The sequence below is a fragment of the Polynucleobacter sp. MWH-S4W17 genome (genome assembly GCF_018687535.1).
Classification (GTDB): domain Bacteria; phylum Pseudomonadota; class Gammaproteobacteria; order Burkholderiales; family Burkholderiaceae; genus Polynucleobacter.
Map to the genome: position 1 here is coordinate 1,628,163 of NZ_CP061295.1, position 18,529 is coordinate 1,646,691.

Sequence of the window (18,529 nt, forward strand, 5' to 3'; positions counted from 1 at the left end):
CTCAATTTAAAAGTAAGAGGATGGCAGCTAAGTATGTGAGCTTACCTAATTTATGCCAAACAGGTACGAAAGCCGCAAAAAAAATCACTGCGGGAAGGTAGGTAAAAATTACGAAATTGGGGGCGACGCAGATAGTCAGGAGTAAATACACTCCAACCCTTCAAAACCCGATGCCTACTGTCAAACCATGGGGCTGAATAATCTTGATAAGGATCAGAGCTAAAGCCCTCAAAAGGCTTAAAAGTACTGCTAGTCCACTCCCATAAGCTGGATGGTTGCCATGGCTCACGCGCTGATGTCATTAAGACGCTAAGCTCATTTTCAGTAGGGAGTCGAACACCCTTCCATAAACAATACTGCTCAGCAGTATGGGCAGAGATATGTCTCACTGGAGCATTGAGATCCAGCTCTCGCCACCGATCAAAAAATCGCTCAAACCAGGCATCACCCTCTTTTTTCCAATATGCAGGTTGATGCTTAAAGCTTATTCCTGCATCATTTAGAGATCTTAAAAACTCTAAATATTCACCGTTACTAACTGCATGGCTTGAAATTGAAAAATCATGAGTCAATACTTCATGCTGCCATTTCTCATTATCAAAAATAAAGCCCGTGCTTGGTGCTGACCCAAGCTGAAATTGGCACTGAGGAATATGGATATATCTTGACTCAAAATCATTGTGTTGGTCTTGACTAGCACCAAGATCTTGCTCAAGAGGCCAGGCGTAACCTAAAGATTGCCACATATAAGCAAACGCTTCATTGTGCATATCTTCATGATAGAGAGCTAACTGAATAAAGTAAGCCTGCTCAGGACTCAAGGTTCCAGATCTGAGGATGATAAATGTACGCTCCATCACATCCGAAAAGTAATTCATCAAGATATCGATAGAGGGTATTTGTACCTGCCAGCGATCATCATGAATCATTTCAGAAGAATTAAATAAAGCATCTGCATGGGCTAAAAAGGAAGGATTAGATGCTACCCCTTTGCGATGAACCCAAAATTCATGAAACCAAATCAGATGACCAAACTCCCAATGCGGGGGGTTTAATCCGGGCAATAAGGCGACTTTTTCCTGACCGTGATCAAGCTTACCAATAATGGTTTGTGTCACGTGAGTCGAGCGCCCCAAATCTATTAGAAGCTTATTGGGTAATGGCCAAGGCTCGTAGCGCAGATAGTCAAACTGTGTCATTTAGATTTAGAAAATGAAGCTCATCAATATTGCTGCACTAGTTAGGCAAGATCTCAAGTAATTCTTCAAGGGTTTTATACCCCATAATGGGCATGAAACTTCGCGGTGAAAAATTCTTCTCACTAATGAGCGTTGACCCCTGCATTTATCAGAAACAATATTGCTTAATTGACTAAGATCATCTAAATCTCGCATCTGACTTGGTGAGTTTCGGGGAAGCATTGCTACTGGCTTTTGATTTAGTAATATTAGTATTGGGCGTGATACGGTTGTTAATTAAATGAATTAACTTATATAAATGAATTTTATGCTCATTCTTACTTACCTTTTACAGTCTCAATTGATGCCTTAACTGTCGGAAATACTAAAAACAAGGTATTTAGGCCCCTATTGAGGATAGGGGCGCTGATTCAGCACATTCTCATATCAACACCTAAAATATCTAATGAACTTTTTTTATATAAGCGCCTTGCTCCTGACCTTGGTGACCTCCTCGGTACAAGCGGCAGAAATTTATATTACTGACCCTGATCACACCTTTGTTAGCTTTAGCTACAAACATTTAGCTTACTCGATTCAAACTAGTCGTTTTGATAAGGTGAATGGAACTATTACACTCAATGATCAAATGGATGGCGGCACTATAGATATTGACATTGAGACTGGCTCAATTAGCACAGGCTCCGATACCTTTAATAAGTTACTTAGAAGTGAAGATTACTTTAATTCTGAAAAATTTCCCGTAGCCAAATTCATCTCCGATAACGTTATATTTAATGATCAGGTCATTACGTCACTCTCAGGCGAGCTCACCATCAAAGGCATTACTAAGCCCGTTAATGTGGAAGTGACTAACTTTTCTTGCAGTCGTAACTTGATTACTTTGAAATATATGTGTGGCGCTAACGCAAGCGCGAAGTTGAGTCGCTCAGAGTTTAATCTAGGAAAATATGTGCCATTTGTTGGCGATGAGATCAGCTTAAATATAGTGATTGAAGCGTCAAGAGAATAGCCTTAATTACACTGGTATTGCCAATAGAGTCTGCAAGCAATAAGGTTTCATTTGAGCGCCAAACCTAACGGAGCCATATAAAAATTAAAGCCCTCACCATTTCTGATGAGGGCTTTAATCAGCCTAATAGGGCCTGGGCTTAGGCTGAATTTCTCATGCCGTTCAAACCCGCCCAGAAAATATCAGCTTAAAAATGGTTTTCAATCAACATTTCTGACTTAGGGATAAATCCAGGCTTAGGCCATGCTGGTTTAATGCCCTTACCAACGACCAACATTGCAGCAATGGCATAGTCTTTAGGCAAATGAATCAATTCGGCGACCTTATCAAAATCAAAGCCAACCATTGGGCATGAGTCATAACCCATCGCTTTGGCTGAGAGCATCATCGTTTGCAGCATGATGCCAGCTGAACGCATTGCTTCATCTCTTTGTAATTGCTCTTTTCCAGCATAAAAAGGATGAATCCAAGGAACTAAGATATCTTGAGCTTCTTTGGGTGCATTTACCCAATATCGAGCAGGATCTTTTTCCCAAGCCTTGATATCCACAGTTACTACAAATAATAGGGATCCATCAGTAACTTGAGCCTGATCATGAGCAGCTTCTCGTAATTTTGCCCTTAAAGCCTTGTCTGTAACATTCACTAAACGCCAATGTTGGATATTGAATGAGGATGGCGCCTGAATAGCAAGGTCAAGCAACTGCTCTGTCTCTTGCTTAGTAAATTCATGGCTTGGGTCAAAATATTTGACTGCTCTACGTTCGCGGATTGCATCAAATGTATTCATTAACTTCCTCAGTGAGATTCAAACCCTGATAATGCGGCAACATTCAAAAGACAAAACCCTCGCCATTGCTGATGAGGGTTTGCTTTTCTGGTGGGCCCACCAGGACTTGAACCTGGGACCAAAGGATTCCGGTTTGTGTAGCTTTCACTACTCCCTGGACTATGCCTTCATAATATCGATTGCTCGACTTAGATGGGTGCCGCCTAGTCTCTATCCCAAATTACTTTGGGCAGCTTTAATCATTTTTTTCACCTCAAGACTCTCATTAATAGAGTGAATGGTAATTTGCGGATTTTGTTTAACAAAAACGCGAAACACTTCGTCTGCAAATGCCTGACCAATTGATTCAACACCCTTAAAATCCAACAGCACAGTCTTAAAACGATCAACACGATTTAAAATTCGCTTTGCCTGAGAGCGCGAAATAAGCTGGCCACCTTCGTATAGAGCTAGCTTCACCGGAACAACGGTTTTATTAAACGCGTAATCTTCGTCTTCTGTACCACTAAAACTATCAAATACCGTACGCAATGTTCTTTCTGAATTGAGCGCTATTTTCATGACAACCCTCGTTCCTTGATGACTCTTTTCATTATGAAGTAAAAAGTCCATTCCCGAACCGTCAGCATGTGTAAAGACCAAATCACCAGAAAAAATAAAGAATTCATCAAAAGCACGGGATGAAAAAAAGATTCCCTGCCCAGTATGATTACTTGGATCAGTAGTAAGCTTTCCTTTACTCAACTCCAAAATCGACTCACGTGGATCGTGCAGCTTTAATAATCTAGCAATATGGTTAAATATTCCCTCGCCATTATCAATAATTGATATTGAAACAAAATCGGGTGTTCTTTCTACATTGATGTAGACCTCGGTACCCTCCGAATGGTCAATGGCGTTGTTTAGCATCTCAGTAAAGCCGTAATGACAAATATTGGCAATTTCCTTAGGCAATCCATTAAATATTTCACCAAAATCACGTGAATAGATCTCAGACTCCTCTAACCCCTTTAATTTAAATAGGCCATCATGAAATCGTTTTACGCCTAACTGATATACACGCGCCTTCGTGCTGCCGCTGGAAGCTAAAAATCCATCCTTAACTAACGCTGCAAAATGAGCATGGATAGCCTGTCTAGTAAGACCAAACCTTTCCATTGCGACATGAGCTAAATCGTGTTGATTGGCTTTAACGCCATCTACCAAGAACTGACGTACTTCTTGGGAGCGCTTTGTATTGGCAAATTTCATATCTATTTTTGTAAAGTTTTATGAAATTATTGTAAAGTTTTATGAAATTATTGTAAAGTTTTTGGTCAAGTATCGACAAGACACCCTGAATAAATAGTACTTATATGCGCTCTGAGGCCCTTTTAACCTTATTTACCGCCAAGTCTAGCTGGGTTTCTTTGGTAGTAGCCCGTAGCAAAGTTGCAGCTTCTAATATTAGAGACCCCAGGGGCAAGGGAAAACACTGTAGATTAAATAGTTGAGAGGCTTAATTCGGATAAAGCATCAATACGATGCAACTCTTCGTCCTGATTTGTCAGGAGATGCTGACCTAGTAATACGGAGCCTGTGATAACCACCATCGCAATCAATGTGGCAAGCCTAGGGTGTAATCTAGCGAGCGCCAAAACTTCAGTGAATCGATGAGTGGGTCGATCCACCTTAAGAACCACTCTTTGCCAATCTTGATAAATGCGTTGCTCAAAATGGGTAGATGGTTCTTGCACTTCGATTTGATCTAACACTTTCTTTAAATGTTTTTTATCATTCGCTCGCATGGGATTCACCTTTTTCTAACTCCATCTTAAGCTTCAACTTAGCCCTATATAACAATTGATCGACGCTATTCTTATTCATACCCATTGCCAGACCAACTTCTTCTGCCGTCATATCTTGATATGCCCACATCAACATCGCCATTCTTTGTTTGCTACTTAAAACATCCATTGCCTTTTTAATGCTTTCTAGGCTGACACCCTCTGAGATACTCCACTCAATCTCTTTCATGGGTTGATGCTCAATCTCATCAAACTCCTCAAAGAACCCCTTGTTAATACTTTTGATCCTATCCAAACAAAGATTGCTCACAATCACGTAAAAGTAAGTAAAAAGTCCCGACTTTCCTGAAAATGCATCCGCACTTTTCCATAAGCGAATAAAGGCCTCTTGCACGACATCTTCTGCATCTTCTTTGTTGCCAAGCATCTTCCAAGCTAAGGAGTAAGCGGGGGAGCTCAATAGGCGAATGACTTCTTTTGATGCCTTAGAATCCCCCGCTACCGCACTTTTTAATAAAGCCTGTTCGATGCGGTGTTGCTTACTAGTAAATAAAGTCAAACTGATCCTTAATTGCTCATTGGCTTATTCCAATGTTCTTTTTCATTGGGATGCGCCTTCATCCACTCTTCACGTTCCTTTTTCATCTCAAGGCGCTCTTCCGGTGTCATTGCGGCAATCATGGCTTTGCGGTTATCACGCAGCTCTTTCTTTTGCTCTGGAGTTAACGCCTTCCATTGGGCATGCATCTTCTCGCGAAGTGCTTTACGCTCTTCAGGACTTAAGGCTTTGAATTTGGCATGCAGTTTTTGGCGATACTCACGGCGCTCTTCTGGTGTGGCTTGCTTAAACTGCTCTCGTAGATCCTTAGACATCTGAAGACGCTGCTCATAGCTCATATTAGCCACCACTTGAGGATCCTGTGGCTCAGGCAAAGCTGCGCTTGCAATACCAATCGCTCCAACCATCAAAATACTTGCCATCATTAAACCTTGCATTGCTCTTTTCATCTATTTCTCCTTATTTGTTAATTCTTAGACGCGGGCACCTATAGAAAACTTACGACCAAGACAAAATAATTATTTTCTTTTTAGAGTAAGTATTTTTCAAAATTACTGTCTAACAAGGGTTAGGAGCATCCAGTTGAGAGAAAAATGAATCAAACCATGCCAGTGCGCTCGATTATCTTGAGTTTTCTAGTTTTAGTAGCAATTTTGCCCGTTAAAGAGTCTTTTGCTCAATGGGGCGGATCTCAAGGCCCTGGGGTCCCAGGAATGCCTGGAATGCGAAGGGGTGCAGGGCGCAATGCGTCTAATCCTGACTCTTCCAGTACATCAGCAAATACGCATATCTCAATGCCTGCTCCAGGTTCACATCTGCTTACATATGAGCAAATCGAAACTGGCTTATCTCGCCTTGAGGAAAATCTTAAGCTAACACCCGCACAAAGTAAAGCTTGGGATAATTTTGCAATCAAGGTGAGGCTCTATGCAAGCGATGTTGCCAAAGAAAGAGCTAAATTGAATAACGATAGTTCCGCTACTATTGATGGACTGAAATATCTGAATCAATCTACTGAAGATGCAAAAAATCGATATGCGAGCTTAAAAGAGGTTGATGAGTCCGCCAAACCGCTTTACAAATTATTGACTGCAGAGCAAAAGGCATCTTTTGATAGCAAAGTACATACTTTTATTAATGCAACTCAAAAAAGACTGGCACCAAGCCAACCAAACTACAACTTGCCAGAACTCAGTGGATCACCGTCGCCCAATCAAAACTCTGGATCAGGTACTTTGCCAGGTTACATTCACCAGTAAATGCGTAACCCCAACAATCTAAGTGGTCATATTCTGCCGACTTCGGGTGCAATGCTCGGGGTATGCATGACCGTTATCAGCATTGTGAAGCTAACCCAATCAAATCGGGGAATGGCTTACTGGGTTGATGATCTTTTAGCTTTAGACGCCCTGATCTTTCTAGCAAGCTCTATCTTTTCATACCTATCCATTCGAAGCAATTCAAGAAAGGTTTATTTTGAAGATATTGCGGACAAGTTCTTTATGCTCGCATTGCTCTGCATGGGTGCCGCCGTCTTACTGCTGACATATGAAATTGTGTAGGCGGTGCGATGGTTGCACCTGGCCGTAAGCAGGCCTTAAATATTGGATACAACAATCTACAAGTAGTTCATTGTTTCAACGGCAGACCTATATGTTTATTGGGGGTTGCTATGGAAGATGTGTGAAGATTGCTTACACACTTTGTTGCACAGAAAGAAAAACGACTTAGGAATTTCTCCCTAAGTCGTTGATTTCATTGGTGGGCCCACCAGGACTTGAACCTGGGACCAAAGGATTATGAGAGCAGAAGCCCATGATAGAACCATATAAACAGGGGCTCTGCGGGTGGTCAGTGTCGGTGTGTAAGCAAATGTGTAAGCAAATTCATGGATTTAAAAGAAGTGGTCTATCGGTCTTTGGTTTTAGAAACCAAAGGAATTTTGGAACAACCATCTAGCACTTCGTTGCTCCAAAGTTATTTTTTGAAGATTGATAAGCGTTACTTTAAGTAACGCTTATCAATTACTTACTCAAGAAAACTTTAGGCTTGCTGGCGAACTAACCTTTTTAGTGGTTTCGCCATACTGGATCACATCACCAATCATTTCAGCAGTACAGGCAGATAAGGTCCAACCTAAATGGCCATGACCAGTGTTGTAATACACATTAGGTTTACTACCCAAGCCTACTTTTGGCATCATTGTTGGCATCATTGGACGTAATCCAGCCCAAGGCACTACCGAGCGAGTGCTAACTTCAGGGAAGCATTGGTTAACCCAATCAATCAAAGGCTTAATACGATCCGCGCGGATATCTCGATTGATACCGTTAAATTCTGCAGTCCCTGCAACGCGGAATCGATCTACCCCAAGACGACTAGTAACAAGCTTAGTTTCATCATCAAGCAGGCTCACATTCGGGGCACCCTCTTGGCTAGCTTTATCAGTCAAATTCACCGTTATTGAATAGCCCTTAACCGGATAGACATTGACGCGATCACCTAACTGCGAAGCAAGATCACGACTTCCAACCCCAGCACACACAACGACATTATCAAAAACAAGCTGACTCGCTTGCCCATCTTTGCTCAGGGTTAAGTTCACACGATTGCCATCGGACTGAACAGAAAGCACTTCATGCTCATAAATGGTTTTAACACCCAAGTTTGCAGCAGCCTCTGACAACCCATGAGTGAACTTATGAATATCACCTGTGGAATCGCTTTCGGTGTAATAACCACCATAATATTTACCGGCTAGCGTAGGCTCAATTTCTTTCATCTCTTGGGGTGTAACGGCAGTACGCCCTAGCCCGCCCTCAGCAAGCATCTTAGAGACTTTGCCTGCATGCTCAAAGCCAGCCTGATCACGATAGATATGCAAGATACCTTCGCGCTTTAAATCAAAATCAATACCCTCTTGCTTTGCCCAAGCAAATAGATGCTTTCTGGCTTCAATCGCCATATGTGCGGTCTGAACGGTATTGCTCTTGTAATTCGGAATCGAGGCAATGAACTCTGCGAACCATGAAATCTTATGCCAGTCAGGCTTTAAGTTAATTAATAGTGGGGCATCTCTTTTAAATACCCACTTCATGCCCTTCATGATCGTTGACCAGTGGTTCCAGACCTCTGCATTAGATGCAGAAAGTTGGCCGCCATTGGCAAAGGATGTTTCCATGCCAGCATAACGATGGCGCTCAATTAAAGTGACATCGTAGCCACGCTTTGCTAAAACATAAGCGGTTGTAACGCCTGTGATACCGCCACCAATAATTACAAATGATTTCATTTTTAGATCCTTCAAACGTCAGGGTTACCCATTGCAGATGCTCAAGGGGCCCCCTCTGTTCTGGACCTGAGAGATTCGCAAATATTCAATATTTGCTTGCTCCTTCGGTGTTATTGGATGACGAATACCCAATATCTCTTCAGAGTTTAAAGATCATTTCGGTTCTTTTGCCTGAGAGTTTCCGGGGCGGTTGCTCCTTCGGCGTTGCTGTAAAAGCAATCTCTCCCGAGAATGATTTAAATACTTTTAATACTATACCTTCAAATACTAAGTCTTCAAATATTGCTTCACCAGCTCAGACCAAAATGTTGCGCCAATAGCAATATTTCCATCATTAAAGTCGTAGGCAGGGTTATGCACCATACAAGTTCCTGGTGTATCCCCATTGCCAATAAAAAGATAGGAGCCAGGGATCTTCTCCAGCATAAATGCAAAATCTTCGCTACCAGATAATGCGGGGCCTTGCCTTGTAACTGCGGCTTCCCCAAAAAAGTCAACCGCAACATTTCTGGCAAATTCAGTTTCTGCAGATGAATTTACTAATACTGCATATCCCTTTTTCCAAATAATATTTGCGGTTAAACCAAAGCTTTCAGCCTGGGCATGAACGAGAGATTTTATTCGCGCCTCAATATCAATTCTTACTTGCGGATCTAAAGCGCGAATACTCAACTCTAATTTTGCATGAGCTGGGATAACATTATTGGCATGGCCCGCATTAAAGGCACCCACTGTAATTACGGCCGATTGCTGTGGATCAACATTTCGAGAAACAATGGTCTGTAGCGCCATGACTATGGAAGATGCTGCAACTATTGGATCCGATGCCTTATGTGGCATACCACCATGCCCACCTACGCCGTTAATCTCAATGGTTACATAATCGCTAGATGACATTGCTGGTCCATCTCGAAATATCAGATGACCTACCGGATAGCCTGGCATATTGTGTATAGCAAATATTGAATCACATGAAAAGCGTTCAAATAAACCATCTGCCATCATTCGCAATGCGCCACCGCCACCCTCTTCTGCCGGCTGGAATATTAAATTCACCGTTCCCGAAAAGTCTTTTTTAGCAGCCAACTCTTTTGCTGCTGCAAGTAACATGGCCGTGTGTCCATCATGGCCGCAGGCATGCATAACTCCATGATTGCAGCTCGACCACTCCGCTCCGGTTTGCTCATGGATTGGCAGGGCATCCATATCTGCACGCAAACCGATAGACATCTCGCCATTGCCATTTTTTAAAACGCCAACAACACCGGTACCGCCAATGCCTTCGTGCACCTCATAACCCCAAGACTTCAGTTTTTGTGCAACTAAAGTAGCGGTTCTATGTTCTTCGAAGGCCAGCTCTGGATGCTGATGAATATCTCTCCGCAGAGAAATAAACTCTTCAACCTCAATAGAAGCCAATTCATGTGCTTGGTTCATTAGATAAGTTGCTTATTGTGGCTGCAGATTAATAGATTTTGCGATAGCCCTAAATTGCGCTGTGCCGTCACCATAAACCTTATTTAACTCATTCAATGTTAATGGTTTGGCGATCAATAGACTGTTAGCGTCCAGACCAGACTTCACAGCTGGATCTTCGAGCACTTCACCCAAAGCTTTATTTAAAGTCTGGACGATTGGCTCAGGCGTATCTTTCTTAACAAAGTAACCTGTCCAGATTGAATACGTAAACCCTTTTAATCCTTTGCTCTCGGTGATCGCCGGATAATCCTTAACGCTATCTAGACGTTTAGCATTGAGCATCGCAAGCAACTTAATTCTGCCTTGCTTAGCAAGTTCATCATGAGACTTTCCGTAGGGCGCCAAGAAGAAATCAATCTGACCGCCAATTAAGTCTTGCAATGCTGGGCCAGCACCCTTGTAAGGGACATGGGTCATTGGGATCTTGGTCTCTTTTGAGAGCTGCTCACCTAACAAATGATAGAAAGAGCCGGGGCCAACACTTGCGTAAGATAAAGGCTTGCCTTCTTGAGCGGATTTTTTTGCATACGCTAAAAATGAATCCACATCTTTCACCGGCATATCACCTCTAACTAAGAATGCAATTTGTGCGGAACCAATCATCTGTACCAGGCGAAAGTCTTCACTCTTAAACTTAATTGCTGAATTTGCCAGCGGCCCCAAGATTAATTCATTAGGAGAACCCTGCATCACCAAATAACCGTCTGGTGGGCTATTGAGTACTTTCTGAGCAGCGATACCACCGCTTGCTCCGCCAATGTTTTCAACAATGACTGCTTCGCCTAATTTTTTAGAAAGCGCAGGGCTCACAATGCGTGCGATGACATCGGATACACCGCCGGCCGGATAAGGCACAACCAAACTCACTGGTTTACTAGGGTAAGTTTGAGCCCCCGCCCCAGAGGCAATCGTCAAAGTACATAAAACTGAGGATAAAAACCTGGTCAATTTCATCATGAAGCCCTTCTTCTTTAATGTAGAGCCTATTCTAGGTACCCCAAATTGGAATGTCTAATGCATTCTGATACGATTTAATATAACTTAATGTAATGGCAAATTGGGAGGCAATATGACGCTGACACAACTAAGGCATATGAGTGAGCTAGCAAAAACAGGCTCATTTATAAAATCATCTGAAAACCTCTTTGTAACGCAGCCCGCACTCAGCAGAAGCATCAAATCTCTTGAGGACGAACTTGGGGCAAAACTATTTGACCGCCAAGGTAGACAAACTACACTCACTGCATTCGGCGAAGAAATACTACGACGCTCACAAATATTGCTTGACCTAGCAAAAGATATAAAAGAAACCAATCGAAATTTCAAAAATGGCTTGAGCGGCCAAATTAGAATTGGTATGGGGTCTGGGCCAGGCGCCTTACTGATGACTCGGCTACTAAAGCACATTGCCGTTCACTACCCCCATCTTCATATCGAAATTGCCAGAGGCAAAACAGGCATGCTGATTGAATCATTAAGAGCAAGAAAATTAGATGCGCTAATTATCAATGCTCGATCCATGAAGCCATCTCAAGATTTAAAGATGGAAATTATTCATGAGACGCCAGGTGCATTTATGGTTCGCAAAGGCCATCCACTAAGGAAGATGAAGAAGATCGCCATGGATGATCTTAGGAAGTATCCGATTGCATCTACTGCTTTAAGTGAAGCAACAGAAAAAACTATTATTGACCGGTATGGCAAGGATGCAAACCTTGAGAACCTTGTAAACATCAAGTGCAGCGAGATATCTAGCTTAGTTGAAGTGGCAGAGCAAAGCAATACAGTACTACTAGCCATTCGAAATTCAGCACTAGATCTGGAAGAGATTATCCTTACGCCACCATTAAATGCCACTGCTCGATTTGGATTTGTCACCATTGAGAACAGAACTGAGTCACCCCTCATGCGTCACGTAAGAGACTTTATTGAAAAGGACTTAAGCGAACGACCAAATCAGATGACAATTCAAAAAGAATAAAAAAACCCGCCTCTAGAGGCGGGTCAAACTTTTAATAATGGAGATTTAAGTTTAAAAGGTGTGGCGCATACCAATTGCATAATTATTAATACTGGCACTTGCTGTTACTCCAGACGCTGTTGTTGCATTTGATACTACTGTCTGTCCATACATAGCATAAAGATTGGTACGCTTACTAAACCAATAGTTTGAACCAACCTGCCAGCCATTGAAATTTGCTGTTGGTGAGTTCAAGCCCATAGCCGTGTAACGACCTAGCCCTGCAGAACCCCATGCTTCAATATTTGAAGTGACATATCCACGAACACCAAGTTGCTCAGCGGAGCGGCCGAGATAATAGTTAGGGGTAATAGTTGATGTTGCTTTACGCGTCAAATATTGGGCATAGGTCTTTACAATCCCAAAATCATAGGTTGCACCAGCATAAAACTGGTTATCCTGCACATTTAAGGCGTTACCGCCAGGAAGCGCAGATGCCGTAGTTCCACCATTTGCTTGGGCATTTGTCCACTCATGAGAATTTGTAGTAGAAGGAGTTAATAGAGAATCTGCTGTTGTAAATTGCTTTAACGCTTGATAAGCGGCTGCAATATAAAACTTATTGTAGGTGTAATCTAAACCAAGACCCCAGCCACTAGCATTGGTATTTCCGCCAGAAATCGTGCTGCCTGTTTGGCTTTGAGACTCATTCTTATTGTTCAAAGTGTAAATACCGCTTGCTGTAACCCCAGCAAACGAAGCCGTCTTAAATGAGAGAGTGTTGGCAGTACGGGCTGTAAATCCAATATATGTTTGACCAGCACTGACACTAGCAATGCCTTTGGTGCTTGCGTATATCACGTTACCCGCTAGGTTATTAAAAGCACCTGGATCAGTAGCAAGACCTGCATTAAAAATAGGAGTGTATTGCAGCCCAACCGCCGCTTGACCTAAATCATTCTTCTTCAAGCCAACAAAAGCCTGCCGATTAAAAAGTCCGTTATTAGAATTACCAGAAAGTGTTTGATCTTGTGGCTCTAATTGAAACTCGGTTGTAAAAAATGCTGTCATACCGCCACCCAAGTCCTCAAATCCTTTAAGACCAATACGACTTGAACTCTCTGCATTGCTACCAAATTGATTAACAGTAGTCTTTGTTTGACCGCCGTTAGTTGTAATGGCTGAAGAACTAATCCTAGAATTCCCGCCAACATATCCAGCATCAATAATTCCGTAAACAATAACGCTTGATTGCGCCTGTGCTGCACCTGCGCATGCAGCCACTAAGCCAACCGCTGTCATAACTTTTTTCATTCTTAACTCCCTTTTCCCTTATGTAAGGTTCAATTTATTTTGTTCACCCGAATGTAATTACTGCAGTCGGACTCAGTCTATGTAAACTACTTAATGATGTCTAATGCATTCTTATGCGATTTAACATAATTAAAAGTAATGGTTTTAAATAACGCCATCCCAAGCATGAAATTCCAACCTTTAATCAGATTTAATATTGTTGGTAGTGATCACCTTGCCCCAGCGATCAATTTCTTTATTGAGATAAATTGCGAGCTCTTCTGGACTAGAGCCTATTGGCTCAGCACCAATGGCCTCAAACTTTTCCCTAATTTCTGGACTAGCCATACTAGAAAGTAAGGCGGCATTGAGTTTTTTGACGGTGGCCTTTGGGGTCTTGGCGGGCACAAAAACAGCAAACCATGGTGTGACGTCATACCCAGGCAACCCAGACTCGGCAATAGTAGGAATGCCCGGCAAAGATTTAGAGCGCTTAGTTGTTGTAAGGCCTATAGCTCGCAGTTTCCCTGATGCAATATGGGGCTTAGCTGATGTGATGCTATCAAACATGTAATTAACCTGCCCACCCAGTAGATCTGTTAGTGCGGGTCCGCTTCCTTTATAGGGAATGTGTTGCATATCAATTTTGGCCATTGAGGTAAATACCTCTCCCGCCAAATGAATCGACGTACCATTACCCGCAGAAGCATAGGTGAGCTTTCCTGGTTGAGCTTTTGCATTGGCAATAACATCAGTTACCGTTTTTACGTTTGGCTGAGTAGCATTGGCAACCAATACATTAGGCACAATAGCAACCAAACTAACGGGTGAAAAATCTTTTACGGGGTCATAGGGTAGCTTTGGATAGAGATATTTATTAGTCGCCATACCAATTGATGTAATCAACATGGTGTATCCATCAGCATCAGAGCGTGCCACAAGCTCTGATCCAATATTTCCTCCTGCGCCAGGCTTGTTTTCCACAATAATCGCCTGACCCAATGTCTTTGAAGACCTATCAGCTAAGGCGCGCGCGATGACATCCATCGCACCGCCAGGAGGAAATGGCACAATCCAACGAATTGACTTTGCAGGCCACTCTTGAGCGAATGCAGGCTCGCAATGAATCAATACTGCACCCAAGCCAATTATGAAGAATGCAAAAAGGCGCATCACTTTATTTCGCATCATGACCAGATCTACCAGCCAAGGAAATAGCCACACATGCAATTGCACCAGGAATTGCAAATGCATAGAAGTTAAATTCCAGTGGCAGGCCTAAGCTTAACAAAGTACCCCCTAGCACTGGGCCCAAGATTGCGCCGACACGACCGACACCAGAAGCCCAACCAATGCCAGTGGAACGTATTTTTAGTGGGTAATATTGAGCGACATAGGCATATAGCAAGATTTGAGAACCAATTGTCGTTGCACCTGCAATAGCAACCAATAAGTTCAGCACTAAAAATGGACTCTTAACACCTAAGAGACTGATTGAAGCTGCCGCACAAATGAAGAAAATGGTAAGCACCTTACGTGGGTGGAACTTATCAGCCAACCAACCACCACCAACCGCTCCAAAGATAGCGCCAATATTTAGAACCATCAAGAACATTAGGCTTGAACCCATTTCATACCCAGCTTTGTTCATGAGCTTTGGTAACCAAGATCCTAATGCGTACACCATCAAGAGGCACATAAAGAATGAAGTCCAGAACATTAAAGTACTAAAAAAGCGACCATCCTTAAATAGTGATACCAAAGGCACAGAACTAGAGGCATTCCCAAGCGGATATACATACTCACTTGAGCTTACAGATGCATATTCAGGGGCAATTTTCTTTAAAACTTTGGCCGCATCTGCATTGCGATTAGATTTAATGAGAAATCCTGGAGACTCTGGCAAGAAATAAAGAATGATCGGTAGCAGTAGCAACGGAATGATGGCGACGAAGAAAACTGATGACCAGCCATAAATTGGAATCAAAAAGATTCCGACGCCAGCGGATAACATTCCCCCTACTGAGTAGCCGCTAAACATAATAGTGACCAAGAGACTGCGAATTTTCTTGGGTGAGTATTCAGTCATCAAGGCAACAACATTTGGCATCACCCCGCCAATACCCAGGCCCGCTATAAATCGGCAGATGCCAAATTGGGTGAGGCTCTCTGCAAACCCGTTGATAAATGTAAAGAAGCTAAACAATGTAACGCACATTGCAATGGTTTTCTTTCTGCCAATCTTGTCTGATAGGGGGCCAAAGAACATGGCACCAAACATCATGCCAAATAGTGCATAACTTCCTAAAGTACCGGCCTGCATTGGTGAAAGCTGCCACTCAGTCATCAATTTTGGAAGTACTACACCATAGATAACCAGGTCGTAACCATCAAAAATAATGACCAGACCACACCAAAACAGGAGGCCCCAGTGGAACTTACTAAACTTCGCCTCGTCTATTAACTTATGTACATCAATTTGACTCATGATTACGTCTCCAATTCTTGTTTTACTTGGCTTGCAAAAAAATGCTTTATTGCCTGATTAAATTCAACTTCTGCTTCAATGTTTGAAATATGTGATGCTGGTATTGCTAAGATTGTGGAGCCCTTAATTTGTGCTTGGATATGTTGAGCATCATCAAGAGTGGTAACTGGATCTTTATCCCCGCCAATAATCAATGTAGGAATCCCAATTTTTGAAATACTCCCTCTCAGATCCTCGCTAGCCAGGGCATCGCAACAACTTGCATAGCCTTCAGGGTTCATATTTTTTAAGTTAATCAGTAATTCGTTAACTGCTTTAGGGCTTGAACCATAAAACTCTGGTGTAAACCATCTTGAAGGAGCGGATTCTGCAATAGTATTGAGTCCTTCTTTTCTAACGAGCGCTGCACGCTCTTTCCATGCCTGTTCCGTACCAATCTTTGGCGCAGTATTAGCAATCACCAAGGCTTCAATTCTTTCTGGCGCATTAACTGCTAGCCATTGACCAATAAGCCCGCCCATCGAAATTCCACAGAAGAAAGCCTTATCAATACTGAGGTAATCAAGAAGACCTAAAACATCATTTGCTAGCTGTGCAATGGTGTACGGACCCTTTGGAGAATGAGTTAATCCATGACCTCTAGTGTCGTATCTGATTAAGTAGAAATCTCTTCTTAATATTTCAAGCTGACCATCCCACATGGAATGATCTGTTCCAAGGGAATTAGAAAAAATAATCGCTGGTTTGTGAGGGTCTCCATCTGTAAGATAAAAAACGTCAATACCGTTAATGTGCGCAATACTCATTACTACTCCTAAACTCGTTCAATAATCATGGCTATACCCTGCCCAACGCCAATACACATAGTGCACAGTGCATACCTGCCTTTGGTACGTATGAGTTGGTACATTGCCGTTGTGACCAGTCTTGCGCCTGATGCGCCCAAGGGATGCCCCAGAGAAATAGCGCCACCATTTGGATTAACGTGCGCCGTATTGTCTGGAAGACCAAGATCACGAGTGACCGCCAAGGCTTGAGAAGCAAAGGCCTCATTTAACTCAATCACATCCATTTGGCTTAGCTTTAAACCCGACTTCTCTAATACTTTCTTGACTGCGGGTGATGGACCAAATCCCATAATTCGTGGAGCAACACCTGCTGCAGCAACTGCAACTACACGCGCTTTTGGAGCTAGAGAATGCTGCTTAATACCCACATCTGATGCCATGAGCAAAGCGCAAGCGCCATCATTAACGCCTGAAGCGTTTCCGGCCGTAACAGTACCGCCCTGCTTCACAATACTTTTCAAAGAGGCTAGCGTTTCTAATGTTGTTAAACGTGGATGCTCATCTTTTGCAAATACAACGGGGTCACCCTTTTTCTGAGGGATATTGACGGGGATGATTTCATCATCAAAAATTCCCGCTTCTTGCGCTTTAGCGGTACGTTGCTGACTGGTGAACGCAAACAGATCTTGATCAGCACGGGAAATCCTAAAATCTTCAGCTACATTTTCAGCCGTCTCTGGCATTGAATCCACGCCATGATGTGCTTTCATGAGCGGGTTAATAAAGCGCCAACCAATGGTTGTATCTTCAATCCTTGCAGTACGCGAGTATGCGGAATCAGCCTTACCCATCACGAATGGAGCACGCGACATACTTTCTACGCCACCAGCGATCATCAAGTGATTGCCGCCCCCTTTAATAGCATTTGCAGCAATACCAATTGCATCAAGGCTAGATCCACATAACCTATTAACGGTAGAACCAGGAACTTCGACAGGCAGACGAGCTAACAATGCAGCCATTCTTGCGACGTTGCGGTTATCTTCACCAGCTTGGTTCGCACAACCCAGAATGACATCGTCTAGCGCAGACCAATCCACAATATTGCGCATCATCAATGCTTGAATTGGGAGGGCAGCTAGATCATCTGCCCTTAAAGTAGCCAGTGAGCCACCATATCTACCAAAAGGGGTTCTGATAGCGTCACAAATATATGCGTTTACAGTATTTTTCATTATTCAGCCATTGATAAAGGTGCGTCGGTGAGCTTCTGCAACTCATCCAAGGTAAGTCCAGGAACCATTTCACTCACAATCAAACCGTTTGGCGTTACATCAATAACGGCAAGATCTGTGTAGATACGGTTTACACAAGCCATCCCAGTGAGCGGATAAGAACATTGCTCCACAATCTTAGCTTCACCATTCTTAGTTACGTGCTCCATAGTGACAAACACGTTTCTAGCGCCAATTGCCAAATCCATTGCTCCACCTACGGCTGGAATGGCGTCTGGTGAACCTGTATGCCAATTTGCTAAATCGCCATTTTGAGCAACTTGGAATGCTCCCAACACACAAATATCAATATGCCCACCCCGCATCATCGTGAACGAATCGCCATGATGGAAATAGGAGCCGCCCTTTAATAGGGTGATAAATTCTTTCCCTGCGTTGATCAAATCAGAATCTTCATCCCCCTTAGCTGGAGCTGGACCCATGCCAAGAACACCATTCTCGCTTTGTAAAAATATTTCTTTATCGGCATCAAGGTAATTAGCAATCTTGGTAGGCAACCCAATACCTAAATTAACGTAAGAGCCCTCCGGAATATCTTGGGCCACTCTTTGTACAATTTGCTCTCTAGTTAAACGTTGGTATGCCAT

At 42.9% G+C, this 18,529-nt stretch carries 19 protein-coding genes and 1 riboswitch; of the genes, 4 read left to right on the top strand and 15 right to left on the bottom strand.

Going from position 1 to position 18,529, the window contains the following annotated elements; genetic code table 11:
• Nucleotides 1-50: 50 nt before the first annotated feature.
• Nucleotides 51-1,199, bottom strand: coding sequence for an SUMF1/EgtB/PvdO family nonheme iron enzyme (locus C2755_RS08175; protein WP_215320768.1), 1,149 nt, complete (start codon nt 1,197-1,199; stop codon nt 51-53).
• Nucleotides 1,200-1,644: 445 nt separating this feature from the next.
• On the opposite strand from C2755_RS08175, the gene C2755_RS08180 reads away from it, so the two are divergent.
• Nucleotides 1,645-2,211 (top strand): YceI family protein, encoded by a 567-nt coding sequence (locus tag C2755_RS08180; RefSeq protein ID WP_215320770.1) that lies wholly within the window; start codon nt 1,645-1,647, stop codon nt 2,209-2,211.
• Between the two features lie 187 nt (nt 2,212-2,398).
• On the opposite strand, the gene C2755_RS08185 is transcribed toward C2755_RS08180, so the two are convergent.
• The 5 genes from C2755_RS08185 to C2755_RS08205 form a co-directional block, all read right to left on the bottom strand.
• Nucleotides 2,399-3,001: a nitroreductase family protein gene (locus tag C2755_RS08185; protein WP_215320772.1), complete on the bottom strand. Its 603-nt coding sequence runs from the start codon at nt 2,999-3,001 to the stop codon at nt 2,399-2,401.
• A gap of 210 nt (nt 3,002-3,211) precedes the next feature.
• Complete coding sequence (locus tag C2755_RS08190) at nt 3,212-4,252, bottom strand: STAS-like domain-containing protein (protein WP_215320774.1); 1,041 nt, start codon at nt 4,250-4,252, stop codon at nt 3,212-3,214.
• Nucleotides 4,253-4,482: 230 nt separating this feature from the next.
• A complete protein-coding gene (locus C2755_RS08195; RefSeq protein ID WP_215320776.1) occupies nt 4,483-4,788 on the bottom strand; it encodes a hypothetical protein in 306 nt (101 codons plus the stop codon).
• Nucleotides 4,775-5,347 carry an RNA polymerase sigma factor gene (locus C2755_RS08200; protein ID WP_215271791.1) on the bottom strand — a complete coding sequence of 191 codons (573 nt, stop codon included), beginning with the start codon at nt 5,345-5,347 and terminating at the stop codon, nt 4,775-4,777. The genes C2755_RS08195 and C2755_RS08200 overlap by 14 nt, the downstream gene beginning before the upstream one ends.
• Nucleotides 5,348-5,355: 8 nt before the next feature.
• Entirely contained in the window at nt 5,356-5,796 is a 441-nt protein-coding gene (locus C2755_RS08205) for a DUF3106 domain-containing protein (RefSeq protein ID WP_215320778.1), read from the bottom strand.
• 144 nt (nt 5,797-5,940) lie between these two features.
• On the opposite strand from C2755_RS08205, the gene C2755_RS08210 reads away from it, so the two are divergent.
• Together C2755_RS08210 and C2755_RS08215 are read left to right on the top strand one after the other, a co-directional pair.
• Nucleotides 5,941-6,606, top strand: coding sequence for a Spy/CpxP family protein refolding chaperone (locus C2755_RS08210; RefSeq protein ID WP_215271794.1), 666 nt, complete (start codon nt 5,941-5,943; stop codon nt 6,604-6,606).
• Nucleotides 6,607-6,909, top strand: a complete 303-nt coding sequence (locus tag C2755_RS08215; RefSeq protein WP_215320781.1) for a hypothetical protein — start codon at nt 6,607-6,609, stop codon at nt 6,907-6,909.
• Nucleotides 6,910-7,379: 470 nt separating this feature from the next.
• Here C2755_RS08215 and C2755_RS08220 read toward each other — a convergent pair whose 3' ends face one another.
• The 3 genes from C2755_RS08220 to C2755_RS08230 form a co-directional block, all read right to left on the bottom strand.
• A complete protein-coding gene (locus C2755_RS08220; RefSeq protein WP_215320783.1) occupies nt 7,380-8,639 on the bottom strand; it encodes a D-amino acid dehydrogenase in 1,260 nt (419 codons plus the stop codon).
• Between the two features lie 149 nt (nt 8,640-8,788).
• Nucleotides 8,789-8,877, bottom strand: a riboswitch (glycine riboswitch).
• Between the two features lie 29 nt (nt 8,878-8,906).
• Nucleotides 8,907-10,076 (bottom strand): M20 aminoacylase family protein, encoded by a 1,170-nt coding sequence (locus C2755_RS08225; RefSeq protein ID WP_215320786.1) that lies wholly within the window; start codon nt 10,074-10,076, stop codon nt 8,907-8,909.
• Nucleotides 10,077-10,088: 12 nt separating this feature from the next.
• Nucleotides 10,089-11,075 (bottom strand): tripartite tricarboxylate transporter substrate binding protein, encoded by a 987-nt coding sequence (locus C2755_RS08230; protein WP_215320788.1) that lies wholly within the window; start codon nt 11,073-11,075, stop codon nt 10,089-10,091.
• A gap of 112 nt (nt 11,076-11,187) precedes the next feature.
• On the opposite strand from C2755_RS08230, the gene C2755_RS08235 reads away from it, so the two are divergent.
• Nucleotides 11,188-12,099 carry a LysR family transcriptional regulator gene (locus C2755_RS08235; protein WP_215320790.1) on the top strand — a complete coding sequence of 304 codons (912 nt, stop codon included), beginning with the start codon at nt 11,188-11,190 and terminating at the stop codon, nt 12,097-12,099.
• 51 nt (nt 12,100-12,150) lie between these two features.
• Here the strand turns inward: C2755_RS08235 and C2755_RS08240 are convergent, their stop codons facing one another.
• The 6 genes from C2755_RS08240 to C2755_RS08265 form a co-directional block, all read right to left on the bottom strand.
• Nucleotides 12,151-13,392, bottom strand: a complete 1,242-nt coding sequence (locus C2755_RS08240) for a porin (RefSeq protein ID WP_215320792.1) — start codon at nt 13,390-13,392, stop codon at nt 12,151-12,153.
• Nucleotides 13,393-13,572: 180 nt separating this feature from the next.
• A complete protein-coding gene (locus tag C2755_RS08245) occupies nt 13,573-14,559 on the bottom strand; it encodes a tripartite tricarboxylate transporter substrate binding protein (protein WP_215322349.1) in 987 nt (328 codons plus the stop codon).
• The gene (locus tag C2755_RS08250; protein WP_215320794.1) at nt 14,549-15,859 is read right to left on the bottom strand and encodes an aromatic acid/H+ symport family MFS transporter; all 1,311 of its coding nucleotides are present in this window, start codon (nt 15,857-15,859) and stop codon (nt 14,549-14,551) included. Before C2755_RS08250 ends, C2755_RS08245 begins: the two co-directional genes overlap by 11 nt.
• Before the next feature lie 2 nt (nt 15,860-15,861).
• Nucleotides 15,862-16,665, bottom strand: a complete 804-nt coding sequence (pcaD, locus tag C2755_RS08255) for a 3-oxoadipate enol-lactonase (protein ID WP_215320796.1) — start codon at nt 16,663-16,665, stop codon at nt 15,862-15,864.
• Between the two features lie 8 nt (nt 16,666-16,673).
• Nucleotides 16,674-17,882 carry a 3-oxoadipyl-CoA thiolase gene (gene pcaF, locus C2755_RS08260; protein ID WP_215320798.1) on the bottom strand — a complete coding sequence of 403 codons (1,209 nt, stop codon included), beginning with the start codon at nt 17,880-17,882 and terminating at the stop codon, nt 16,674-16,676.
• Nucleotides 17,882-18,529, bottom strand: coding sequence for a 3-oxoacid CoA-transferase subunit B (locus C2755_RS08265; RefSeq protein ID WP_215320799.1), 648 nt, complete (start codon nt 18,527-18,529; stop codon nt 17,882-17,884). Before C2755_RS08265 ends, pcaF begins: the two co-directional genes overlap by 1 nt.

Excerpts from the sequence above, each read along its gene's own strand:
- pcaD (WP_215320796.1), bottom strand. The coding sequence starts at position 16,665 with ATGAGTATTGCGCACATTAACGGTATTGACGTTTTTTATCTTACAGAT.
- C2755_RS08195 (WP_215320776.1), bottom strand. The coding sequence starts at position 4,788 with ATGCGAGCGAATGATAAAAAACATTTAAAGAAAGTGTTAGATCAAATC.
- C2755_RS08225 (WP_215320786.1), bottom strand. The coding sequence starts at position 10,076 with ATGAACCAAGCACATGAATTGGCTTCTATTGAGGTTGAAGAGTTTATT.
- C2755_RS08175 (WP_215320768.1), bottom strand. The coding sequence starts at position 1,199 with ATGACACAGTTTGACTATCTGCGCTACGAGCCTTGGCCATTACCCAAT.
- C2755_RS08215 (WP_215320781.1), top strand. The coding sequence starts at position 6,607 with ATGCGTAACCCCAACAATCTAAGTGGTCATATTCTGCCGACTTCGGGT.
- C2755_RS08240 (WP_215320792.1), bottom strand. The coding sequence starts at position 13,392 with ATGAAAAAAGTTATGACAGCGGTTGGCTTAGTGGCTGCATGCGCAGGT.
- C2755_RS08185 (WP_215320772.1), bottom strand. The coding sequence starts at position 3,001 with ATGAATACATTTGATGCAATCCGCGAACGTAGAGCAGTCAAATATTTT.
- pcaF (WP_215320798.1), bottom strand. The coding sequence starts at position 17,882 with ATGAAAAATACTGTAAACGCATATATTTGTGACGCTATCAGAACCCCT.
- C2755_RS08220 (WP_215320783.1), bottom strand. The coding sequence starts at position 8,639 with ATGAAATCATTTGTAATTATTGGTGGCGGTATCACAGGCGTTACAACC.
- C2755_RS08190 (WP_215320774.1), bottom strand. The coding sequence starts at position 4,252 with ATGAAATTTGCCAATACAAAGCGCTCCCAAGAAGTACGTCAGTTCTTG.
- C2755_RS08205 (WP_215320778.1), bottom strand. The coding sequence starts at position 5,796 with ATGAAAAGAGCAATGCAAGGTTTAATGATGGCAAGTATTTTGATGGTT.
- C2755_RS08250 (WP_215320794.1), bottom strand. The coding sequence starts at position 15,859 with ATGAGTCAAATTGATGTACATAAGTTAATAGACGAGGCGAAGTTTAGT.
- C2755_RS08235 (WP_215320790.1), top strand. The coding sequence starts at position 11,188 with ATGACGCTGACACAACTAAGGCATATGAGTGAGCTAGCAAAAACAGGC.
- C2755_RS08180 (WP_215320770.1), top strand. The coding sequence starts at position 1,645 with ATGAACTTTTTTTATATAAGCGCCTTGCTCCTGACCTTGGTGACCTCC.
- C2755_RS08265 (WP_215320799.1), bottom strand. The coding sequence starts at position 18,529 with ATGGCATACCAACGTTTAACTAGAGAGCAAATTGTACAAAGAGTGGCC.
- C2755_RS08245 (WP_215322349.1), bottom strand. The coding sequence starts at position 14,559 with ATGCGAAATAAAGTGATGCGCCTTTTTGCATTCTTCATAATTGGCTTG.
- C2755_RS08230 (WP_215320788.1), bottom strand. The coding sequence starts at position 11,075 with ATGATGAAATTGACCAGGTTTTTATCCTCAGTTTTATGTACTTTGACG.
- C2755_RS08210 (WP_215271794.1), top strand. The coding sequence starts at position 5,941 with ATGAATCAAACCATGCCAGTGCGCTCGATTATCTTGAGTTTTCTAGTT.